General features: G+C 60.8%; 17 protein-coding genes. 13 read left to right on the top strand and 4 right to left on the bottom strand.

All coding sequences use genetic code 11. The features are described from left to right. Window positions 1-2 precede the first annotated feature (2 nt). From secA to DWW03_RS10265, 9 genes are all read left to right on the top strand, one after another. Window positions 3-3,296, top strand: a complete 3,294-nt coding sequence (gene secA / locus DWW03_RS10305; protein ID WP_015547230.1) for a preprotein translocase subunit SecA — start codon at window positions 3-5, stop codon at window positions 3,294-3,296. Window positions 3,297-3,347: 51 nt separating this feature from the next. Beyond that, entirely contained in the window at window positions 3,348-3,785 is a 438-nt protein-coding gene (locus tag DWW03_RS10300) for a deoxycytidylate deaminase (protein ID WP_022062648.1), read from the top strand. Window positions 3,786-3,792: 7 nt separating this feature from the next. Next, complete coding sequence (locus DWW03_RS10295) at window positions 3,793-4,218, top strand: hypothetical protein (RefSeq protein WP_022062649.1); 426 nt, start codon at window positions 3,793-3,795, stop codon at window positions 4,216-4,218. 104 nt (window positions 4,219-4,322) lie between these two features. Next, window positions 4,323-5,057, top strand: a complete 735-nt coding sequence (locus DWW03_RS10290) for an SDR family NAD(P)-dependent oxidoreductase (RefSeq protein ID WP_118406732.1) — start codon at window positions 4,323-4,325, stop codon at window positions 5,055-5,057. A 76-nt stretch (window positions 5,058-5,133) separates the two neighbouring features. After that, window positions 5,134-6,666 carry a histidine kinase gene (locus DWW03_RS10285; protein WP_118406740.1) on the top strand — a complete coding sequence of 511 codons (1,533 nt, stop codon included), beginning with the start codon at window positions 5,134-5,136 and terminating at the stop codon, window positions 6,664-6,666. Between the two features lie 131 nt (window positions 6,667-6,797). Further along, the gene (locus DWW03_RS10280) at window positions 6,798-9,428 is read left to right on the top strand and encodes a zinc-dependent metalloprotease (RefSeq protein ID WP_181989620.1); all 2,631 of its coding nucleotides are present in this window, start codon (window positions 6,798-6,800) and stop codon (window positions 9,426-9,428) included. Between the two features lie 151 nt (window positions 9,429-9,579). After that, a complete protein-coding gene (locus DWW03_RS10275; protein WP_118406730.1) occupies window positions 9,580-12,954 on the top strand; it encodes a SusC/RagA family TonB-linked outer membrane protein in 3,375 nt (1,124 codons plus the stop codon). Window positions 12,955-12,966: 12 nt separating this feature from the next. Further along, complete coding sequence (locus tag DWW03_RS10270; protein ID WP_118406729.1) at window positions 12,967-14,337, top strand: RagB/SusD family nutrient uptake outer membrane protein; 1,371 nt, start codon at window positions 12,967-12,969, stop codon at window positions 14,335-14,337. A 91-nt stretch (window positions 14,338-14,428) separates the two neighbouring features. After that, window positions 14,429-15,178 carry a LytR/AlgR family response regulator transcription factor gene (locus DWW03_RS10265; RefSeq protein WP_015547236.1) on the top strand — a complete coding sequence of 250 codons (750 nt, stop codon included), beginning with the start codon at window positions 14,429-14,431 and terminating at the stop codon, window positions 15,176-15,178. A 184-nt stretch (window positions 15,179-15,362) separates the two neighbouring features. Here the strand turns inward: DWW03_RS10265 and DWW03_RS10260 are convergent, their stop codons facing one another. From DWW03_RS10260 to lpxK, 3 genes are read right to left on the bottom strand one after another with little or no spacing between them, the layout of a single operon-like run. Next, window positions 15,363-15,869 carry a single-stranded DNA-binding protein gene (locus DWW03_RS10260; RefSeq protein WP_022062656.1) on the bottom strand — a complete coding sequence of 169 codons (507 nt, stop codon included), beginning with the start codon at window positions 15,867-15,869 and terminating at the stop codon, window positions 15,363-15,365. Between the two features lie 4 nt (window positions 15,870-15,873). After that, a complete protein-coding gene (locus DWW03_RS10255) occupies window positions 15,874-16,680 on the bottom strand; it encodes a purine-nucleoside phosphorylase (protein WP_015547237.1) in 807 nt (268 codons plus the stop codon). Beyond that, a complete protein-coding gene (lpxK, locus tag DWW03_RS10250) occupies window positions 16,664-17,707 on the bottom strand; it encodes a tetraacyldisaccharide 4'-kinase (RefSeq protein ID WP_015547238.1) in 1,044 nt (347 codons plus the stop codon). Before lpxK ends, DWW03_RS10255 begins: the two co-directional genes overlap by 17 nt. Window positions 17,708-18,728: 1,021 nt before the next feature. Between lpxK and DWW03_RS10245 the strand changes: the two genes are divergently transcribed. The 4 genes from DWW03_RS10245 to rd are packed head-to-tail and all read left to right on the top strand — an operon-like array spanning window position 18,729 to window position 21,503. Then, window positions 18,729-20,024 (top strand): M23 family metallopeptidase, encoded by a 1,296-nt coding sequence (locus DWW03_RS10245; RefSeq protein WP_022061815.1) that lies wholly within the window; start codon window positions 18,729-18,731, stop codon window positions 20,022-20,024. Window positions 20,025-20,036: 12 nt separating this feature from the next. Beyond that, on the top strand, window positions 20,037-20,774 hold the full coding sequence (gene ispD, locus DWW03_RS10240) for a 2-C-methyl-D-erythritol 4-phosphate cytidylyltransferase (protein WP_022061814.1): 738 nt from the start codon (window positions 20,037-20,039) through the stop codon (window positions 20,772-20,774). After that, complete coding sequence (locus DWW03_RS10235) at window positions 20,758-21,288, top strand: PH domain-containing protein (protein ID WP_015547242.1); 531 nt, start codon at window positions 20,758-20,760, stop codon at window positions 21,286-21,288. Before ispD ends, DWW03_RS10235 begins: the two co-directional genes overlap by 17 nt. Before the next feature lie 50 nt (window positions 21,289-21,338). Further along, window positions 21,339-21,503: a rubredoxin gene (gene rd / locus DWW03_RS10230; RefSeq protein WP_015547243.1), complete on the top strand. Its 165-nt coding sequence runs from the start codon at window positions 21,339-21,341 to the stop codon at window positions 21,501-21,503. Window positions 21,504-21,738: 235 nt separating this feature from the next. On the opposite strand, the gene DWW03_RS10225 is transcribed toward rd, so the two are convergent. Next, on the bottom strand, window positions 21,739-22,300 hold a 562-nt coding region (locus tag DWW03_RS10225; RefSeq protein ID WP_118406728.1), incomplete at its 5' end, for a glycoside hydrolase family 125 protein.

Genomic DNA, 22,300 nt, shown 5'->3' with positions numbered 1-22,300 from the left:
TTATGGATATAGTTGCAAGTATAATCAAAGCCCTCTTCGGCTCGAAAGCCGACAAGGACCGCAAGCAGATCGAGCCTTATCTGGAGAAGATCAAGGCCGTCTACCCCTCGATCGAGAAACTCACCAACGACGAGCTGCGCGCGCACAGCGAAGCGCTGAAAAAGCAGATCGCCGACTTCATCGCCGCGGACGAGGCCCGCATCGTCGAGCTGAAAGCCATACTCGAAAAGCCCGAAACGCAGCTCGAAGAGAAAGAGAAAATTTCGAAGGAGATCGACGAAACGACCAAGCGCATCGACGAGAAAATCGAGGAGGTGCTCGACAAGATCCTTCCCGAGGCATTCGCCATTATGAAGGATACGGCGCGCCGTTTCGCACAGAACGAGACGGTCGTGGTGACGGCAAACGACTTCGACCGCAACCTGGCGGCGACGAAGGATTTCGTCACCATCGAGGGCGACAAGGCCGTTTACGCGACACACTGGCTCGCCGGCGGCAACGACACGAAATGGGACATGATCCACTACGACGTGCAGCTGTTCGGCGGCGTGGTGCTCCACCAGGGCAAGATCGCCGAGATGGCGACGGGCGAGGGCAAGACCCTCGTGGCGACGCTCCCCGTATTCCTCAACGCGCTGGCCAAGAAGGGCGTGCACATGGTGACGGTGAACAACTACCTCGCCAAGCGCGACTCCGAGTGGATGGGCCCGATGTACCAGTTCCACGGACTGTCGGTGGCCTGCATCGACGACACGCAGCCCAACTCCGACGCCCGCCGCGAGGCTTACATGGCCGACATCACGTTCGGAACCAACAACGAATACGGCTTCGACTACCTGCGCGACAACATGGCTTCGTCGCCCAAGGACCTCGTGCAGCGCAAGCACCATTTCGCCATCGTCGACGAGGTCGACTCCGTGCTGATCGACGACGCCCGGACGCCGCTCATCATCTCGGGACCCGTGCCCAAGGGCGACGACCAGATGTTCGAGCAGTACCGCCCGGCCATCGAAAGCCTCTACAACCTGCAAAAGAACCTCGTGACGGCCCTGCTGGCCGAGGCGCGCCAGCTGATCTCGGAGGGCAAGAACGACGAGGGCGGCGTGAAGCTCTACCGCGCCCACAAGGGTCTGCCGAAGTACAAACCGCTGATCAAATACCTCTCGGAACAGGGCGTCAAGGCGCTGATGCAGAAGACCGAGAACACCTACATGCAGGACAACAACCGCCGCATGCCCGAGATCACCGACGACCTCTACTTCGTCATCGACGAGAAACTCAACTCGGTGGAACTCACGGACAAGGGCCACGAGGCGCTGTCGAAATACTTCAACGAAGACGGATTCTTCGTGATGCCAGACATCGGCGCCGAAGTCGCAGAACTGGAGAAAAGCAGCCTGACGCCCGAGGAGAAGGCGCAGAAACGCGACGAGGTGATCAACGACTACTCGATCAAGTCGGAGCGCGTGCACACGGTGATCCAGCTGCTGAAAGCCTTCGCCATGTTCGAAAAGGACATCGAGTATGTGGTGATGGACAACAAGGTGAAGATCGTCGACGAGCAGACGGGCCGTATCCTCGAAGGACGCCGCTACTCGGACGGACTCCACCAGGCCATCGAGGCCAAGGAGCACGTGAAGGTCGAGGCCGCGACGCAGACCTTCGCCACCATCACGTTGCAGAACTACTTCCGCATGTACCACAAGCTGGGCGGCATGACCGGTACGGCCGAGACGGAGGCGTCGGAGTTCTGGAGCATCTACAAACTGGACGTCGTGGTGATCCCGACCAACCGCAAGGTGGTCCGCGACGACCGTCAGGACCTGATCTACAAAACCAAGCGCGAGAAATACAACGCCGTGATCGAGGAGATCGTCAAACTCGTCGAGGCGGGACGTCCGGTGCTGGTCGGCACCACGTCGGTCGAGATCTCGGAGCTGTTGAGCCGCATGCTCAAACTGCGCGGCATCAGGCACAACGTGCTGAACGCCAAGCAGCACGCGCTGGAGGCGCAGGTCGTGGCCGAGGCAGGACGCTCGGGACAGGTGACCATCGCGACCAACATGGCCGGCCGCGGTACCGACATCAAGCTGACGCCCGAGGTGAAGGCCGCGGGAGGTCTGGCGATCATCGGCACGGAGCGTCACGAGAGCCGCCGCGTCGACCGCCAGCTGCGCGGACGCGCCGGACGTCAGGGCGACCCCGGATCGTCGCAGTTCTTCGTATCGCTCGAAGACGACCTGATGCGTCTGTTCGGTTCGGGCCGCATCGCTTCGATGATGGACCGCATGGGTCTGAAGGAGGGCGAGGTGATTCAGGCCGGCATGATGACCAAGGCCATCGAGCGCGCCCAGAAGAAGGTCGAGGAGAACAACTTCGGCATCCGCAAGCGACTGCTGGAATACGACGACGTGATGAACTCGCAGCGCGAGGTGATCTACACCCGCCGCCGCCACGCACTCTACGGCGAGCGCATCGAGATCGACCTGAACAACATCATGTACGACTACGCCGACAACTTCGTGGAGGAGAACCGCGGCATCGAATTCGAGGATTTCCGCATGGAGCTGATCCGCGAGGTGGCCGTGGAGCCGCAGATCGACGAGGCGACGTACAAGGACGCGAAACCCGGCGAACTGGTCGAGGCGATCGTCAAGGCCCTCAAGGAAGCCTACGCACGCCGCGCGAAGGCCGTGGCCGACACGGTGCGTCCGGTCATGGAGCGCATCTACGAGGACCGCAAGGACCAGCTGGATTCGAACATCTACTTCCCGCTGACGGACGGACATCTGGGCTACAACGTGCCGGTCAACCTGCGGAAATGCCAGAGCTCGGACGGCGCGGAGATTTACAAGGTATTCTCGAAAGTGGTGATGTTCACCACCATCGACGACGCATGGCGCGAACACCTGCGCGAGATGGACGACCTGCGCCAGAGCGTGCAGAACGCCACCTACGAGCAGAAAGACCCGCTGCTGATCTACAAGTTCGAGTCCTTCGGACTGTTCTCGAAAATGATCATCAAGGTCAACCGCGACGTGCTGGCCATCCTGAACAAGGCCTATATTCCCGTGCGCGACCAGAACGCCGAAGCGGTGCAGCGCCAGCAGCAGGAGCGCGCCAAGGTCGACGTCAACAAGTTGCAGGCTTCGCGCATGCAGGCCGCGGCCCAGGCCGGACAGGAGGAGCGGCAGAAGCCGATGCCCCTGCACGCCGAAAAGAAGGCCGGACGCAACGATCCGTGTCCCTGCGGATCGGGCAAGAAGTATAAGAACTGTCACGGTAAAGGCCTGTAAGCCTTTACCCTGACAGTTCCGATTCATAATTTAGAACCAGAATTCAAAATTATGGGTTACCTGGAGGAGAAGCAACGCCAGCTGGACATGCGCTACCTGCGCATGGCGAGTATCTGGGCCGAAAATTCATACTGCGTACGCCGCAAGGTCGGGGCGCTGATCGTCAAGGACAAGATGATCATTTCGGACGGCTACAACGGCACGCCGTCGGGTTTCGAAAACGTCTGCGAGGACGACGAGGGCCACACCAAACCCTATGTGCTCCACGCCGAGGCCAACGCCATCACCAAGGTCGCCAAATCGGCCAACAACTGCGACGGATCGACGCTCTACATCACCGCCGCACCCTGCATCGAATGTTCGAAACTGATCATTCAGGCGGGGATCAGGCGGGTGGTTTACGCGGAGGATTACCGTTCGGAAGAGGGGCTGAACCTGTTGCGCCGCGTGGGAATCGAGTGCGTACAGTACGAGTTGAACGAAAAATGACGGTCCGATGAAAAAGATCCTTTTCCTGCTCGCAGCGCTGGCGTACGCCGGACTCGGTTCGGCGCAGAGCATCGAGGCCGACACCCTGCCGACGCTGCCGCCCCATGTCTACTGCGAGATCACGGCCCACCACCTGCCCACGCACCGCAACAACGGCGTGCTGTTCGATTTCGGGCAGAAGACCGAAGTCCTGAAATACAACTACCTGACAGACGCCGCAGGCAACAGACTGCTCTTCAATTCGGGGATAGAGGCGCTCAACTACATGGTGTGCCGCGGATGGGAACTCGTGCAGGCCTACACCTCGGGCGAGGAAAACAGCCTCACCCACTACCTGCTGCGCATCGCCCCGGCCCGGCTGACCGCGGAACAGCGCACAGCGCTGCTCACCCCGCTCCAAGGGGAGAATCCGAAACCCGGAAAAAAACGATAAGACAAAGAGAACCCTCCGGGGTTCTTTCTCTTTTCCGGGAAGATTTGCTTTTCCGGCATTCCTTTCGTATATTCGGTGTGTGAAACCCTGAAAATCAAACCGCCATGAAACGTATCGTCATCGTGGGCGCCACATCGGGCATCGGACTCGAAGTCGCCCGGCTCTGCATCCGCGCAGGATGGCGGGTCGGAGCCGCCGGACGCCGCAAGGAGGCCCTCGAAGCCCTCCGCTCCGAAGCCCCCGGCCAGGTCGAGACCGAGACCATCGACATCACCCGCGACGACGCTCCCGAACGCCTTGCCCGGCTCGTCGAACGGCTGGGCGGCATGGAGATCTATTTCCACGCCTCGGGCATCGGCAGCCGCAACACCGCGCTGCGCCCCGACATCGAACTGAACACCCTGCGCACCAACGGCGAAGGGTTCGTCAGGATGGTCACGGCCGCTTTCGGCCACTTCCGCAGCCACGGCGGCGGACGGATCGCCGTCATCAGCTCGATCGCCGGCACGAAAGGTCTCGGATCGGCCCCGGCCTATTCGGCGACCAAGCGGATGCAGAACACCTACATCGACGCGCTGGCACAGCTTTCCCGCATGGAAAACTGCGGCATCCGCTTTACGGACATCCGCCCGGGATTCGTCGCCACGCCGCTGCTCTCCGGCGACGGCCGCTACCCGATGCTGATGCGCACGGAAAAGGTCGCGGCACGCATCATGCACGTACTGCGGCATCCCCGCCGTCGTGTGGTCATCGACCGCCGCTACGCCCTCATGGTCTTCTTCTGGAAGCTGATTCCGGAGTGGCTCTGGGAGCGGCTGAACATACGCAAGGACGACTGACCAGACAAGGCCCCGCAGAAAGATTTCCGCGGGGTTTTTCTTCGCAGGGGCGAAAAAATCACTACATTTGTTCCGCATGGCACGACAGCGACATACCCCCAAAGGGCGGCTTCTGATAACGGGAACGGTTCTGCTGATCCTGCTCGTGGCGGGCATCCTGACCGCCGGACGCACGATCAACGGCGTGGCCGTGCAGATGAGCGGCCGTATCGTCAGGCATATCAGCGAATACCATTACAGACTGTTACAGGTCGAGTTCGAGCGTTCGGAGGGGGTGCTGGACGCCTCGGTGCAATTCATGCGCGAGCGCACCGCGCCGACGGACGCCGAACTGCACGTGCTCGCGGCGACGCTGATGCGGATGGACCCCAAAGCCGGGTGCGTCTGGTTCGCTGAAGCCGGGGGCCGCACGATCCGCAGCTACCCGCGCGGAAAAACGCCCCGCACCACGGAGGCAGCCGGAGATTTCCGGCAGCGGCTCATCGCCGCAACGGACGGCGACTCGGTGCGCAGCCATGTGACCGGTTCGGGACGGATTCAGGTCTGGAGCATGGCCTGCCCGGTGACGGACCGCACGGGCCGCAGGCATATATGCGGCATTGATTTTCCGCTGCCCGAAATCTATACCTGCATGACGCAGAGTCCGGCCAGCAGCGGATACGCCACGCTGTTCGATCCCGAAGGGGTGATCGTCTACCATCCCGACAGCCTCAAACTGGGCCGTCCGGCGAGCGACTCGACGGGACTGGCGGCATTCCGGAAGGTCGCGGCCACCGGACAGAGCGTCACCGTTCACGCGATCTCGGACTATCTCAACATCGACGAGGAGCGCATCTACTACCCCATTCAGCTGGGCGGACGCCGCTGGGTGGCAGGCATCGGCATCCCGCGGCTGGTCATCGAGCAGGAGATCGACGATTTTCACTTCTACACGGTTTTCGCCGCCGTGATCTCGGTGCTGTTCTTCGCCGTGCTGCTCGTCCTGGCACAACGCCGCTGGCGCCGCGAATACGATCTGCGCCGCCATTCGGAACGGGAGTCGGCACAGCTCCACCTGCAACAGCTGCTGGAGCAGATCGACCCCCACTTCCTGTTCAACTCGCTCAATTCGCTCTACGCGCTGATCCGCTGCAACCCCGATCAGGCCCGGGAGTTCACGCTAACCCTCTCGCGCGTCTACCGCCGGGTGCTGGAACGCCGCAAGCAGATACTCTCGACGCTCGCCGAGGAGATCGACTTCACGTGGCAGTACTACACGCTTCAGAAAATCCGCTTCGACGACCGCATCGAACTCACCTCGGCCATCGACCCCGCGCTGCGCAACTGGCGGATTCCCTCGATGAGCCTCCAGACGCTGGTCGAGAATGCCGTGAAGCACAACAGCATCACGGGCGGCAACCCGCTGCACATCCGCATCCGCACCGAGGGCGAAAGCTTCCTGATCGAGAACAACTACACGCCGCGCAGCGACGGCGACAAGGAGTCGCTCGGCATGGGACTGGAACGAATCCGCTCGGTATATCGGTTCTACACCGAAGAGAACATCTCGATTTCGGTCGGCGACGGAACCTTCCGGTGCCGTCTGCCGCTGCTGCCGCCCGAAAAGTAATCCGCCTGATTGAGGCATTCACTCCCCCGATCCGGGCATTCGCCCCCGATCGTTTTTCCGGTAAACATTTAAATTTTATTATTGCATCCTGCGGATTTTACCGATTCGCGCGATAACTGCAATAATAAACGATGAACAAGAGACGATTGATCGGGAGCATGCTTGCGCTGGCGACGCTCCTCCTGCTGACGGCCCCGACGGCCGAAGCGAAGGGCAAGCCGGGCCGCAAGTCGAAGAAAACCGAAGCCGCGGCCGAGAAGGCCGACACGACCAAAAAAGAGAAGAAAGGGTACGAAGAACTGCTGAAAGGCGCCGTGACCGACAAGGGCATGTTCGACGTGCACCGCAAGGGAACCGACTTCCTGTTCGAGATTCCCGACTCGCTGATGGGCCGCGACATACTGATCGTCAACAAGATTTCGGGCGTTCCCTACGCCCTGAACGACGCGGGCGTCAACAAGGGCATGGGCTACGGCGAGAAGATCGTGCGTTTCCGCAAGGACACCCTTTATAAAAAGGTATGGGTCATGACCTACGACCCGCGCATCACCTCGCCCGAAGGCGACCGCATCACCCGCTCCGTAAGGGACAACTACCGCGAAACGGCGATCGAGCAATTCCCGATCGATGCCTACGGCAAGGATTCGGCATCGGTGGTCATCAAGGTCAACAAGGTCTTCGACGGCAGCGAAAAGAGTTTCAACAACGTTTTCGGCTCCATCGGACTGCCCGGTTCGCCCAAGAAGGACCTTTCGAAGATCGAATCCGTCAAGTCGTTCCCCGAAAACATCATCGTCAAATCGCTCCTCTCGACCTCGCACACCGAGGAGGGCACGACGATCCCCCTGACCGTGGAGATCACCTCGAACCTGGTGCTGCTCGCCAGGGAGCCGATGCGACCGCGGTTCTCCGACGACCGCGTGGGCTATTTCGAGATCGGGCACCTCTACTTCAACGACGAACAGCAGAAGGCCGAGGAACGCGCGTTCATCAACCGCTGGCGGCTGGAGCCGAAACCCGAGGACGTGGAGCGTTACAAGAAAGGCGAACTGGTCGAACCGCAGAAGCCGATCGAGTTGTGGATCGACCCGGCGACCCCGCCCGTATGGGTTCCCTACATCAAGAAAGGCATCGTCGAGTGGCAGGAGGCCTTCGAGGCCGCAGGCTTCAAAAACGCCATCGTAGCACGGGAGGTCACCCCCGACGACCGGGAGTTCGACATCGACGACGTGCGCTACTCGGTGGTGACCTACGCCGCCTCGGAGATGGCCAACGCCATGGGCCCTTCGGTGATCGACCCCCGGAGCGGCGAGATCATCGAGGCCGACATCATCTGGTGGCACAACGTGATGAGCATTCTCCACGCCTGGATCCGCCTCCAGACCGGCGCCGTGGACCCCGCAGCGCGCGGCAACACGCTGCCGACGGAGGTGATGGGCAATGCCGTGCGCTTCGTCTCGTCGCACGAGCTGGGGCACAGCCTCGGACTGAAGCACAATTTCGGGGCTTCGTACTCCGTGCCGGTGGATTCGCTCCGCTCGAAGAGCTACACCGCAACGAACGGGACGGCCAGTTCGATCATGGACTACGCCCGCTTCAACTACGTGGCCCAGCCCGAGGACGGCATCACGCAACTGACGCCCAAGATCGGAACCTACGACAAACACGCCATCAACTGGGGCTACCGCTGGCTCGACGTGCAGGACCCGCACGAGGAGCTGCCGACGCTCAACGCCTGGCTGCGCGAGCACGAGAACGATCCCGAATACTGGTACGGCGAACAGTCGCGCGAAGGCATCGACCCCCGGTCACAGTCGGAAGACTTGAGCAACGACGCCGTGCTGGCCAGCACATACGGCCTGAAAAACCTCCGGCGCATCATTCCCCACGTGACGGACTGGACCTCGGAGGAGGGCAAACTGCAATACGAAGGCGGCCGGCTGCTGATGGCCATCGTCTTCCAGTGGCTGGCCTATGCCGACCATGTGAAGACCAATGTCGGCGGTTTCTACCTCAACAACGTCGTGGCGGGACACGACATCGACCGTTACGTGCCGGTTCCGGCCGACTACCAGCGCAAGAGCGTCAAATACCTCATCGACGAGGTGTTCACCACCCCCGAATGGCTGTTCGGCGCCAAGGCGTGGGACAAGGCCTATGCGCAGCGATCGTCGCCCGTGGGACAGATGGAATACGCCCCCTACAACTTCGCGCGCGAACTCCAGTACAAGACCTACTACGAACTGCTGGCCGACCAGCGGCTGGTCCGCATGTACGAGGTCGAAGCGCGGCAGGGGCGCGGGGCGAAGACCTACACGCCCGAGCAGATGATGGACGACATCACGCGCGCCATCTTCATCCGCCCCGGAGGCCGCTCGCTCTCGATCTGGGAACGGATGAGCCAGAAGAACTACGTCGACGCGCTGATCGTCTCGTCGAACCTGACGATGGTGAAGACCACCAAGCTGGGATCGACGCTCCGCGATCACGCGCACGACGGGCGCGGATGCACCTGCTCGCTGATGCAGGACGCTCCCGAGCTGAGCCTCGAACCGCTGCCGAGACCCGAGGAGATCGGCTTGCGCACGGCGCGCAACTACGACATGATGCAGCGCGTGAGCGAAACCACGTCGGCCAAACGGGCTGAAATGCGAAGGCTGCTGACCGTCGTGCAGGGCCGCTTCCAAAGCGGCGACCAGGCGACCCGAAACCATTACCGCGATCTCGAATTGAGGCTGAAAGAAGCCTTGCGAATGTTATAAACCAAAACGCTGCAAAAGCCGTCTTCCACCCCGGAAAGACGGCTTTGCGGCAACTGAAAGGGCTGTTAAAGAGGTTACGATCTCGAAGCAATATCAGAAAAACAGATTCGATTTAACAGAAAAACAACTCAAACACATCTATATTTGTAATATGAAAAAATTCCTTACGCTATTCGTTCTGGTCTGTCCCCTGCTGGCGCTGGCGCAGCAGACCCGGCAGATCACGGGCCAGGTGCTCGACCGCGCCGACGGAGCGCCGCTCGTGGGAGCAACCGTCTTCATCGCGCCCGAGGAGACCCAGGCCAAAGACTACAATCCGCAGGGAACAATCGCCTACGAGCAGGGACGCTTCGCCTTCAAACTGCCCGCAAGCGTCCGGAAAGTCGTGGTCAGCTACCTCGGCTACGAAGCCCGGACCCTCGATATTTCGGGCAAGAGCGATTTCACGATCTACCTCTCGGCGTCGGACAACAAGGTGGACGCCGTGGTGGTGACCGGATACCAGCGCATCGAGAAACGCAAACTGACCTCGTCGATCTCTTCTGTCAAGATGTCGGACATCGCGCGGGACGGCGTGGCGAGCGTCGACGAAATGCTCTCCGGCTCGATCGCCGGTCTCGTGTCGACCCCCACCTCGGGCGGACCGGGCGCGGCCAGCAAGATCAAGATCCGAAGCACCGTGACGCTGAACGGCAACACCGACCCGCTGTGGGTGCTCGACGGCATGCCGCTCGAAGGCAACGACATTCCGAAGGACTGGTCATCGAAGGAGAGCGTCGACAACCTCTACAACATGTCGATCGCGGGACTCAACCCGTGGGACATCGAGGACATCACCGTACTGAAAGACGCCGCCGCGACGGCCATTTACGGCGCCCGCGCGGCGAACGGCGTCATCATCATCACCACCAAGAAAGGCCTCCGCAACCAGGCGATGCGCGTCAACGTCTCGGCATCGCTATTCGTGACCGACCGTCCCGACCTCTCGCGCCTCAACCTGATGAACGCCTCGCAGAAGGTCGATCTGGAGCTGGGGCTGGCGGCGAACGCCCGACTCAACTACCTGCCGGGCATGGGCGGCGTAGCCCGCATCCTGGACAAGGCCGGGGAGCGCCCGGCGCTCGTCAACGGCGGAAGCCTCGCATCGCTCTCCCCCGAGACGCAGAGCGCGATCGGCGCCCTGCGCCGCAACGGCACCGACTGGGGCCGCGAAATCTACCGGACTGCGCTCAACCAGCAGTACAGCGTCAGCATTTCGGGCGGCAGCGGCAAGACCGGCTACTACTTCTCGGGCGGCTACTACAACGAGCAGGGAACGACCGTCGGAACGGGATTCGAGCGTCTGAACCTCACGATGAAGACCGACTACGACCTGCTGCAGAACCTGCGCTTCGGAGCCTCGGTGTTCGTGGGGCAGAACAAGAACGACTCCTACCTCTCCGACACGGACGTGTTCACCAACCCGTCGCGCTACACCCGCACGGTGAACCCCTACCTCAACGCCTACAATCCCGACGGCAGCTACGCGTACGACCCCGACATGACGGTCAATACGGGCAACACCGACGTGCTCGACTTCAACTTCCTGGAGGAACGCGCCCGCACGGAGTACACGCTCAAGACCCGTTCGATCAAGACGATTTTCGACCTGGATTACCGTCCGGTGAAGGGATTGAAACTCTACACGCAGTTCGGCCTGCAGGTCGACAACTCCGCGACCGAGAAAATGGCGCAGGAAAACACCTACTTCACCCGCAAGTATCAGCTCAAATCAATGGTGGATCAGGTAGTGCGCCTGCCGAAAGGCGGCGTAATCCAGAACTGGAACGGCGACCTCTCGCAGTACAACTGGAAAGCGCAGGCCGAATATGCGGGCACGTTCGGCGGAAAGCATGAACTGGACCTGATGGCCGGTCTGGAGATGCGCGGCGTAACCAACACGACCGTACACACCAAGGGATTCGGATACGACCACAAAACGATGACGACCAAACCGATCAACGTACCCGAAGACAGCGACCTGCTGGACGACGAGAGTTTCAGGCAGTATACGAAAAGCTTCTACGAAAACCGCTACATGTCGTACTTCTTCACAGGGTCGTACACCTACGACAACCGCTACACCGTTTTCGGTTCGATGCGCTACGACGGCACGAACCTCTTCGGCGTGGACCCCAAATACAAGTTCAACCCGATGTGGTCCATCTCGGGCGCATGGAGCATCAACCGCGAACGGTTCCTGCGCGACGCCCGGTGGCTCGACAACCTGCGCCTGCGGGTATCCTACGGCGCCCAGGGCAATATCGACCGCACCACCTCGCCCTACATTCTCGGTACGTGGAACAGCACCTCGCTCGGCGGAGCGAGCGAAGACCGCATCGACGTAACGTCGCCGCCCAACCAGAACCTGCGCTGGGAGACGACCTATTCGTGGAACACGGCCCTCGATTTCGCTGCTTTCGAACACCGTATCGGCTTCACGTTCGAACTCTACGGACGCCGAAGCAAGGACCTGATCACCACGCGCACGATCCCTTCGGAGACGGGATTCATCTCGACATCGAGCAACTACGGCGAAATCTCAAGCAAAGGTATCGAATTCACGCTCAACACGGTGAACGTCCGCACGCGAGACTTCCGCTGGGAGACCTCGATCAACATCGCCCACAACACCGACAAGGTCGAAAAGGTGCGTATCGACGACAACAGCTGGAGCCCCTCGCTGCAAGGCTATTCGTCGGGCGCCGTGTTCGCCATCAAAACCGCCGGGCTGGACGCAAACGGCATTCCGATGTTCTGGCGCGACGGAAAGAAGATCTCGCTCCAGGAGTTCGTCGGTTTCCGCGTGGAAGCCAGCGACCCCTGGGGACTGGGAATTCCGGAATATTTCGAATACGGTCCGGCGATGAATGTATCGCAGAAGGACGTGCGCGGCTACCTGACCTACGTCGGTTCCCGCAACCCGGATGTGACGGGAGGTTTCAACAACCGGTTCTACTACAAGAATTTCGACCTGGCGATCTCGTGCAACTTCGTTTTCGGACAGCTCATGACGCGCTCGCCCTTCTACAACCCCGCGCAGACCAACCCCGGGCAAAACTACACCACCGAAATGAACAAGGTGTGGTCGCCGTCCAACACCTCGGGAACCTATCCTTCGCTCACGGGCAACCTGCAGGCCGACGGTTCGGCCTGGGGCGACTGGGACGAGAATCCCGATCCGTACAGGGTCTATTACTGGATCATGGACAATTTCCCGACAAACGTCAACCTGTTCAACAGCCTCGACATCTGGAACAGGAAGATCAACTACTTCCGCGTGAACAGCATCCGGCTGGGATACTCCTTCCCGCAGCGAATCACACGCAAACTCCACATGGCCGGATTGCGCGTGCACTTCGAAGCCCGCAACCCGCTGGTGATCGCCACGAACTACGACGGCTATTTCGATCCCGAGACCTACGGCAACATCTATGCGCAGCCGATGGCGCGCACCTACTCGGTCGGACTGAACATTACCTTCTAATACGTTGAAAAAATGAGAAAAAACGCATATATCCTGCTTGCCGCACTGGGACTCGCCTCGTGCAACTACCTGGAAATCGAGCCTGTCGGAAAGGTGATTCCCCACAAGACCTCGGAATACCGGGCGCTGCTCACCGAGGGTTACAGCCGGTTTCCCTACACCAGTTCGAAGGCCTACACCGGACTGCTGTCCGATGAGGTCGGCATGTTCCACGAAGGCAACTTCTTCGACAGCAGCGACGCCATAGCCCTCTCCTACAACTACACCTGGCAGTACGAAACGCAGATGTGGGAGTATCCCTACCAATATTATTACCGCGCCGCCTTCCAGGCCAATGCCGTGATCGACGGCGTGGCGGACGCGGACGACGACTCCTCGGAAGACAAGCGGCAGATTCTCGGCGAAGCCTATGCCATGCGCGCTTACGCACACTTCGATCTGGTGAACCTCTACGGGAAGCCCTACGATCCGCAGACCGCTTCGACCGACCGGGGCGTACCCCTGTCCACCTACATCGACATCGAGCAGAAATACCGCCCGACGAACGTCGCCGCAGTCTACCGGCAGATCGTCGAAGACATCGAGGCCGCCGAAAGGACGATGACCCTGGAGAAACAGGAGAGTCCGACGCTCAACTACCGGTTCTCGCTCGATGCGCTCGCCGCCTTCAAGGCACGCGTCATGCTCTACATGCGCAACTGGCAGGCGGCTTACGATGCAGCGACGGGCCTGCTGCCCAAATACGAACTGGTGGATTTCAATGCCTCTCCCGAAAGCGGCGACCTGCCGTGGAAAGCGACCTCTCCGGAAGCCATATTGGCCTGGGAACGCCCGTTCGGCGGCGGAAACGGCGATCTGCGCGGCGCCAGCATCCTGTCGGACAAGATCCTCGGGCTGCTGGACGAAGCGACGGACAACCGCCGCAACTACCTCAACCCGGTGAATGCCTACGACGAAAACTGGACGCCGACGCTGCTGGGATACTGCGTGAACCGCTCGTCGTCGGACCGCGTGTCGATCCGCATCGCCGAGATGTACCTCATCGCCGCCGAAGCCGGCTCATACCTGCCTGCGGAACTGGAAAAGGCCAAGGGATACCTGCTCGACCTGAAGGCCAAGCGGCTGAAACCCGAGGCGATGGAGACCCAGCGCACGAAGGTCGGAGCGATGGATGCGGAGCAGCTGCGCACAGAGATCGCCGACGAGCGCGCCCGCGAACTGATCGGAGAAGGACACCGCTGGATGGACCTCCGCCGGACGACCCGGCCGGCCATCGTCAAAACCTACAAGGACCGGACCTACACGCTCAATGCGAATGACGCGCGTTACACGCTGCCCTTCCCGCAGTCGGCCATCGATAGCAACCCCGAGCTGAACGACTGAACCGAGGGAACGGTCCGGAGACCTTCGGGGTCCCGATGAAAAAACAGTCCGGTTTTTGCACCGGACTGTTTTTTTTATAATTTTACACGCCATGAGAGCCATTATCATAGAGGACGAGCCGCTGTCGGTCGCGGAGCTGCGCACGACGCTCGCAGAGGTCGCGCCGCAGATCGAGGTCGTCGCCACGGCATCGTCGGTCGCGGAGGCCGCCGCTGTCATCGCCGGCGTCGGTCACGACCTGATTTTCATGGACATCCACCTCGGAGACGGCAGCGGGTTCGACATCTTCCAGCGCACGGAGATCTCCGTGCCGGTCATCTTCATCACGGCCTACGACTCCTATGCCCTGAAAGCCTTCGAAAACAAGGGCATCGACTACCTGCTGAAACCCTTCGGACGCGAGGATTTGCAGCGGGCGATCGACAAGCTGGGGCTTCTATCGGGGGGGGGAAGCGCGTCTGCGGAGCACGGAGCCCCGACGCAGACGCCACCGGTTTACCAGGAACGGTTCCTGGTACACATGGGCGCCCGGATGAAATCGGTCACCACGGCCGAGATCGCCTATTTCATGGCCGACGGCAAGTACCTCCACCTCGTGACCCACGACGGAAAAGACTACATCGTCGACCGCACGCTGACCGAAGTGGGCGAAAAACTGCCGCCGAACCTCTTTTTTCGGATCAACCGCCGTTTCATCGTCGCCTTCGACGCCATCCGGGAGATGATACGCTACTCGGGCAGCCGAATCAAGGTGGTGCTCCACCCGCCCCTCGCCGAAGGAGAGGAGGCGTTCGTCAGCACCGACCGCGTGCCCGATTTCAGGCAGTGGCTGAACCGGTAGCACTCCAAACCATCAGCCATAAAACCCTCCGAGAACGGATTTTTCGGATTATCCCTGCAATTTTTGATTTTAAGCGAGTGAGTTTCGCGCATCGTGAAAAACGGAGCGGATGGGTAGTACTTGAAGTACATTCCATTCGCCCCGTTCGAGGGATGTGCGGAAACAGCCGCTTATAAATCGAAGATCAAAAAGGCAGGTCGTCCGGATCGTCGGCCGGGACCGAAGGAGCCGCCGGCTGGGGCTGCGGAGCCGCTGCCGGACGGGGTGTCTGCTGCTGATAACCGCCCTGCTGGCCATAGGAAGCCCCCTGCGGCTGTGCGCCGTAGGAGGGAGCCGGAGCGCCGTCCGAAGCGGGATTGTCCGAGCGACGCCCCAAGAGGTTCATCGTGTCGGCCAGAATTTCGGTCGTATAGCGTTTGTTGTTGTCCTTGTCCATCCATTCGCGGGTGCGCAGGCGCCCCTCGATGTAGATTTGCGAGCCTTTGCGGACAAAACGGTCCACCACGTCGGCAAGACCGCGCCACAAGGTGATCGTATGCCACTCGGTGTGTTCCTTCGTCTCGTTCGACGCCCGGTCAAACAGACGCTCCGTCGTCGCCAGACGGACGCGGGCGACCTTCACGCCGCCCTCGGTCGTACGCACCTCGGGATCGAGGCCCACGTTGCCGATCAATATAACCTTATTTACCATAAGTTTACAGGTTTTTAATCATTCGACGGAAAAGAAGCTCCATGCGCACGCCGGCCTTTTTGCCCTGACGCTGCACGTCCTCGTGATCGCCCACCTCGTCCGAAAGGCCGCAGTTGGTGATGACCGACACGCCGAAGACGGGAATCGACATGTGACGCGCCACGATCACCTCGGGAACGGTCGACATGCCCGCGGCGTCGCCGCCGATGGCCTTGAAATAGCGGTATTCGGCCTGCGTCTCGAACGTGGGACCCGTGCCGCCGACATAGACGCCGTACTGGAGCTTGATCGACTCCTCTTCGGCGATCTTCGTGGCAGCGGCGATCAGCGACTTGTCGTAGCAGTTGTGCATGTCGGGGAAACGCGGCCCGAGCTGGGCCATGTTGGGACCGATCAGCGGATTGGGCATCAGGTTGATGTGGTCGGTGATGACCATCAGGTCGCCCACGCGGAACGACGGGTTGATGCCGCCCGAAGCGTTCGACACGAAGAGGTATTTGATGCCGATCTGCTGCATCACGCGCACCGGGAAGGTCACCTGCTGCATCGTGTAGCCCTCGTAGTAGTGGAAGCGGCCCTGCATGGCGACGACCCGGCGGCCTTCGATCTCTCCGAAGATCATGCGGCCCTTGTGGCCCTCGACCGTCGAAACGGGGAATCCGGGAACGTCCTTGTATTCGATGATGAACCGGGCGTCGATCTTATCGGCGAAATCGCCCAGTCCGGTTCCGAGTATGATCCCCACTTCGGGCGCGAAATCCTCGGTCCGGGTTCTGACGAAAGCGGCGGTTTTCTTAATTTCCTCTAACATCTTCTTCTAATTTTTGCAGAAAATCCGTTGCCGAATCCTCTATGAATGAAATATTTATCGGTAAATAGTACAGGTTGCTGCGGACCCGGGCGGGGATTTTCGCCCGGTTGGTCATCTTGACGGCATCCTTCTCGGTGGTAACAATTACCGCGCCCGGATGCTTCTCCAGAAGCGCCGCGAGGGCGTTCATGTCGCGGACTTTGTAGACATGGTGGTCGTCGAGCGTCATCTCGGCCACGACCTCGTAACGTTCGCGGAGCGTCTGCACGAAGGGCTTCGGGTTGCCGATGCCCGAAAGGGCGATCACCGGCCGCCCCTGCGCCAGCGGCTCGCCGGACGCCTCCTCGGCATAGAGAGGCTGGGGCATGAAACTCTCGAAACGCGTGAAATAGACCCGCTGGTAGGCCACCTGGATCAACACCTTGCGCAGAATGCGGCGGTCGATCGGGGCCATCCGCTCGGGGCATTTCGTGACTACGAAATAGTGGGCGCGGTGCAACTCCTCCGGAAGGTCCCGCAGCGTCCCCACGGGCAGCATCCTGTCGTGCTGGACGGGCCGCGTGGCGTCGATCATCACGATATTGATTTTCGGCTCCACGTAGCGGTGCTGGAAGCCGTCGTCCATAACGATCAGATCGACCTCGGGATGCTCGGCGCAGATGCGGCGGATACCTTCGGAACGCTTCTCGCAGACGGCGACCACCGTATCGGGAAACTTGAGTTTGATTTGCAGCGGCTCGTCGCCCGCGTCGCGGTAGTGCGAATCGGCCCGAACTTCAAGATACCCCTTCGTGCGGCGTCCGTAGCCGCGCGAAAGCAGCGCCACATTGTGCATCTGGGACATGTAGGCAATCACCATTTCGGCCATCGGGGTCTTGCCCGTGCCGCCGACGGTGATGTTGCCGATGCAGATGATCGGAATGTCGAACTTCTCGCTTTTGAGGATGCCCCAGTCGAAGAGGCGGTGACGGAACGTCACCCCCGCTTTATAGAGGAAGGCCGCAGGCGCGAGCAGGCATTTGAGCATCTTTCTATCGGTTTGAACAGATAACTTTCAAAGGTAACGATTTTTCCCGGGACCACCAAACCAAAAGTCGCAAATCTGGTTCCAGAGCGGAAAATAGCGACTGATTTTGCGGAAACGGAGGCCCGGGCACCGCCCCCTGTCGCGGGGATTTCCAGATGCTGTTGGGTCGCAAAAAGTCCTGATCGCAGTCTGCGACTGGTGTTGTTTGCCGCTTTTTGGTCGGCTGTACCCCGCGGTCTTCGCCCGCGGGGTACTTTGTACTTTTTGGTGTCAAAAGTAGCGAGAAAGCCGTGACGATGTCGCGGGTGTTTTGTACCTTTTTTCCGCAAAAAGTACTGATCGCAGTCTGCGACTGGTGTTCTTTGCCGCTTTTTGGTCGGCAAAAAGCGGCGCAAAAACCGACCCGCCGACAAAAAAGGCTAAAAGACGCGGCCTAACGCTGGCTCCGGGCGACTATTCGCGGGTTTGTAAACAAACCGTCCCCTCCGCTCGCGCTTTTAGTCCGCATCTTTTTGAACGCCTTTTTTGCCAAGCGGGAGTCGTTCGCCGCGGAACGCGGCGGGAAGGATGCGTCCGGGACAAGCAGAAAGCACAGAAGCCTACGATCGCCCCTGGAAGCGGTTTTAAACCGCCGCATTATCGCTTGCAGCGGAGAAAGAACAACCGACAGCCCGCGTGCCCGGAGCGGGAGGCTGCATAGTCTTGTTCTTGCTGCGCCCGCTCAACGCGGGCCGGAGGTTGTTCCCGCGAAAGCGACATGCGGATGGTTTTGGCGCTACCTTTTGACACCAAAAGGTAGCTATACCCCGCGGCAACCGCCGCGGTTCTGTCTCCCGGACGGTCAAAAAGCACCGACAGTCCCTGCGGTCCGCACCGCACGACGACAAGCGATCCGCAAAAAAAATTTGGCATTGCGCCCGCCTTGCACTATCTTTGGCAGCGCCTTATACAGGCGGCGGCTCGGCAAATTGCAAACAAGTTTGCATTTGCGCCCGTCTTGCACTATCTTTGTCTTCATCTTATGAACGGTCTGAAAATAACGATATGCGCCCTGCTGCTCGCAGCGGCAGGCGCCTGCAACCGGACCCAGGGTCCGGCGGTGGAAGTGGAGGACGCAGAGGAGCCTCACAACATGCTCTACGGCATCAATGCCGACGATTACCGCACCGAGACCGGGGAGGTCGGAAGCGGCGAAACGCTGGGGAAAATACTCAACGGATTCGGCGTGTCGGCCCTCGCGGTCGACCGGCTGGACAAAGCCTCGAAGGAGGTGTTCCCGCTGCGCAACATCCGCGCCGGGCACAAGTACACGGCCTTTATCCACGAGGATTCGCTCTACGCACCCCATCTCGACTACCTCGCCTATGAAATATCGGTCACCGACTACGTGGTCTTCGGATTCCACGACGACTCGGTCTCCGTGCGCAAGGACGCCAAGGCCTACACGCTGCGCCGCACGAAGAAAAGCGCCGTGATCAACTCCTCGCTCTGGGGCGCGATCATGGAGCAGCAGCTGCCCTACGCTCTGGCCGCCGAACTGGAGGACATCTACCAGTGGACGGTGGATTTCTTCGGCATCCAGAAGGGCGACGACTTCACGGTGATCTACGACGAGCGGTTCATCGACGACACGGTGTCGGTGGGCATCGGGCGCATCTGGGGCGCGAAGTTCTCGCAGGGCGGCAAGGAGTATTACGCCATCCCGTTCCGCCAGGGCGGCAAAATCCAGTACTGGGAGGCGGACGGCGCGAGCCTGCGCAAGCAGATGCTCAAGGCCCCGCTGAAATACTCGCGCATCAGTTCGAAATTCTCCTACGCCCGCAAACACCCGATCTACAAGGTCTACCGCCCGCACACGGGCGTCGACTACGCCGCGCCGAAAGGTACGCCCGTACACGCCGTGGCCGACGGCACGGTAACCTTCAAAGGCTGGGGCGGCGGAGGCGGCAACACGCTCAAGATCAAGCATGCCGGCAACCTGATGACGGGTTATCTCCACTTGAGCGGCTATGCCAAGGGCATCGTCAAAGGTTCGCGCGTGTCGCAGGGTCAGCTGATCGGCTACGTCGGTTCGACGGGCGCATCGACCGGCCCGCACCTCGATTACCGCGTCTGGAAGAACGGCACGCCGATCGACCCGCTGAAGATTCCGTCGGAACCCGCCGAGCCGATCGCCAGGGAGAACCGCGCGCTGTTCGAATTCGTCCGCGACCGCATCACGGCTGAACTCAACGGCGAAGTCAGCCCCGAGGAGCAGATCACGCAGCTCGATTCGCTCGTCCTGCCCGCAACCGTACAAGCACCCGACAAACAATAAAACGACAGGCCTATGGAACGCACGGGAGTCATCATCGTAGCAGGGGGCAGCGGAAGCCGCGCAGGCGGCGCACGGCCCAAGCAGTTCCGGTTTCTGGACGGCATGCCCGTACTGGCGCGCACGATCAACACGTTCGCCGCGGCGCTGCCCGGCGCCGAGATCGTGGCGGTACTTCCCGAACAGCACATCGGGTTCTGGAAAAACCTCTCGGCGCGTTTCGATGTCGCCGAACACAAAATCGCCGCGGGAGGCGCGGAGCGGTTCCACTCGGTGAGGAACGGATTGGCCGCGCTGACGTCCGACCCCGGGCTGATCGCCGTGCAGGACGGCGTGCGCCCGCTGGGGAGCGTCGCGATGATCCGCCGTGTGGCCGAAGCCGCCGCAAAACACGGGGCTGCGATTCCGGTCGTGGAGCCGGTGGATTCGTTCCGCGAAACGGACGGAGAGGCAGACGCCGCGGGGCGCGCTGCGTCGCACATCGTCGACCGCCGGCTTCTGCGCATCGTGCAGACCCCGCAAATCTTCCGCGCAGAGGTCCTGCGCCGCGCCTACGAGAGCGAATACCGCGCGGAGTTCACCGACGACGCTTCGGTGGTCGAGGCCGTCGGACAGGCGGTCTGCCTGGCGGAGGGCGAGCGCGAAAACCTCAAACTCACGACCCCCGGGGATTTCGTCATCGCCGAAGCGTTGATCGCCGCACGCGAAGAGGCCGAAAACGAAGAAGGGACTACCGATGCAGAGCACGTATAAATACCGCTTCGATCACAGCACGATCTACTGGACGCTGATTTACATCATCGTCTTCGTCCTGCTGGGCGGCCTGCTGTACCACCTGTACGAAGGGGGTTACCTCTCGGCGTGGTTCACCTCGTTCATCGTGGCGCTGGTGGCCCTGATGTCGCTGTCGATTCCCCGCAAGATCGTCGTGTCGGACGAGACGGTCGAAGTGCGCTGTCTGCTGGACATCACCGAAATACGCCGCGACGAGATCGCCTCGGTGCGCCGGGTGGACCCCAAACGCATGAAATGGTTTCTGCCGATCTTCGGCGGATGCGGGTTCTTCGGCTACTACGGACACTTCATCGACCTGCGGAGGCTGGACCGCGTGCGGCTCTACGCCTCGGAGTGGCGGAATTTCGTCGAGATCACGGACATCTACGAAGACCGGCTCTACGTCTCGTGCGCCGATGCCGACCGGCTGGTGGCCGAACTCACTCCGCCGGGCGGAAACCGCCCCGACGAAGATGCCGAGGAGGAGGCGTAAGCGGCAGCCAATTTGCATACCCATTATTCACCTTATAAAACGAGTAAAAGATGAAAAAGTATCGTTGTGTAGTCTGCGAGTGGATCTACGATCCCGCAGTCGGCGATCCCGACGGAGGCATCGCCCCCGGAACGCCGTTCGAGGAGATTCCCGACGACTGGGCATGCCCGGTTTGCGGCGTCGACAAGAGCAATTTCGAAGAGGTCGAGGAATAGGCCCCGCTTCGGAGAAACGGAAGATGCGCCCCGGAAGGGAGCGCATCTTTTCGTTAACAAACCCGCAATTTCCCGCCCCCTGCCTTTCGCACGGACGCCGGCAGGCCGGTTCATAACCGATCCACCAGGGGACGGCAAGGCCGGAAAAAGACGGGAGCAGCGACATTGCGGCGTTCGGAGCCGCGCAACAAGTCCGGGGAGAGGGCCTTCCGAACGATGAATGCGCGGTTCTTCATTATCGGATGGAATTCAGCAGGTCCGTTTTCCCGTCGTTTACGAGTTTGAGGATCAGCTCCCCGAAGAGGGTGTTCTGCCAGGCGAACCACGCGCGGGTGAAATCCGCGGCATCGTGGCGCGAAAAACTTTCGTGCATGAATCCCGTTCCGGCGTCGGTGGTGATCAGCTGGCAGATGCAGTCGCGAATCTCTTCGTCGTCGGTCGCCGTGAAGGCCCGCATCATAATGCTCATGGGCCAGATCATTTCGACGCCGATATGGGGTCCTCCGATGCCCTCTCCGGCAGCTCCGCGCCAGAAATAGGGATTTTCCGTGCTCCACACGAACCGGCGCGTGTTTTCGTAAATCGGGTCCGTGCGCTCCACGTCGCCCAGATAGGGCATGGCCAAGAGCGACGGCACATTGGCGTCGTCCATAAGCTGCGCGCTGCCGAAACCGTCGACCTCGAAGGCGTAGATTTTTCCGAACTCCGGATGCTCCACGACAGCGTATTGCTGCAATGCCCCGGCCACCTCGTCGGCCAGCGCCGTGCACTCGGCGGCAAGCTCCCGCTCGCCGTTC

It is taken from the genome of Alistipes sp. AF14-19, assembly GCF_003461645.1.
GTDB classification, from domain to species: Bacteria; Bacteroidota; Bacteroidia; order Bacteroidales; family Rikenellaceae; genus Alistipes; species Alistipes shahii.
Note: the sequence above shows the minus strand (reverse complement) of the source record. Positions and strands in the feature narration are given on the sequence as shown.

Excerpts from the sequence above, each read along its gene's own strand:
- DWW03_RS10300 (WP_022062648.1), top strand. The coding sequence starts at position 3,348 with ATGGGTTACCTGGAGGAGAAGCAACGCCAGCTGGACATGCGCTACCTG.
- DWW03_RS10280 (WP_181989620.1), top strand. The coding sequence starts at position 6,798 with ATGAACAAGAGACGATTGATCGGGAGCATGCTTGCGCTGGCGACGCTC.
- DWW03_RS10265 (WP_015547236.1), top strand. The coding sequence starts at position 14,429 with ATGAGAGCCATTATCATAGAGGACGAGCCGCTGTCGGTCGCGGAGCTG.
- DWW03_RS10275 (WP_118406730.1), top strand. The coding sequence starts at position 9,580 with ATGAAAAAATTCCTTACGCTATTCGTTCTGGTCTGTCCCCTGCTGGCG.
- rd (WP_015547243.1), top strand. The coding sequence starts at position 21,339 with ATGAAAAAGTATCGTTGTGTAGTCTGCGAGTGGATCTACGATCCCGCA.
- secA (WP_015547230.1), top strand. The coding sequence starts at position 3 with ATGGATATAGTTGCAAGTATAATCAAAGCCCTCTTCGGCTCGAAAGCC.
- lpxK (WP_015547238.1), bottom strand. The coding sequence starts at position 17,707 with ATGCTCAAATGCCTGCTCGCGCCTGCGGCCTTCCTCTATAAAGCGGGG.
- DWW03_RS10255 (WP_015547237.1), bottom strand. The coding sequence starts at position 16,680 with ATGTTAGAGGAAATTAAGAAAACCGCCGCTTTCGTCAGAACCCGGACC.
- DWW03_RS10295 (WP_022062649.1), top strand. The coding sequence starts at position 3,793 with ATGAAAAAGATCCTTTTCCTGCTCGCAGCGCTGGCGTACGCCGGACTC.
- DWW03_RS10235 (WP_015547242.1), top strand. The coding sequence starts at position 20,758 with ATGCAGAGCACGTATAAATACCGCTTCGATCACAGCACGATCTACTGG.
- DWW03_RS10260 (WP_022062656.1), bottom strand. The coding sequence starts at position 15,869 with ATGGTAAATAAGGTTATATTGATCGGCAACGTGGGCCTCGATCCCGAG.
- DWW03_RS10290 (WP_118406732.1), top strand. The coding sequence starts at position 4,323 with ATGAAACGTATCGTCATCGTGGGCGCCACATCGGGCATCGGACTCGAA.
- DWW03_RS10270 (WP_118406729.1), top strand. The coding sequence starts at position 12,967 with ATGAGAAAAAACGCATATATCCTGCTTGCCGCACTGGGACTCGCCTCG.
- DWW03_RS10285 (WP_118406740.1), top strand. The coding sequence starts at position 5,134 with ATGGCACGACAGCGACATACCCCCAAAGGGCGGCTTCTGATAACGGGA.
- DWW03_RS10245 (WP_022061815.1), top strand. The coding sequence starts at position 18,729 with ATGAACGGTCTGAAAATAACGATATGCGCCCTGCTGCTCGCAGCGGCA.
- ispD (WP_022061814.1), top strand. The coding sequence starts at position 20,037 with ATGGAACGCACGGGAGTCATCATCGTAGCAGGGGGCAGCGGAAGCCGC.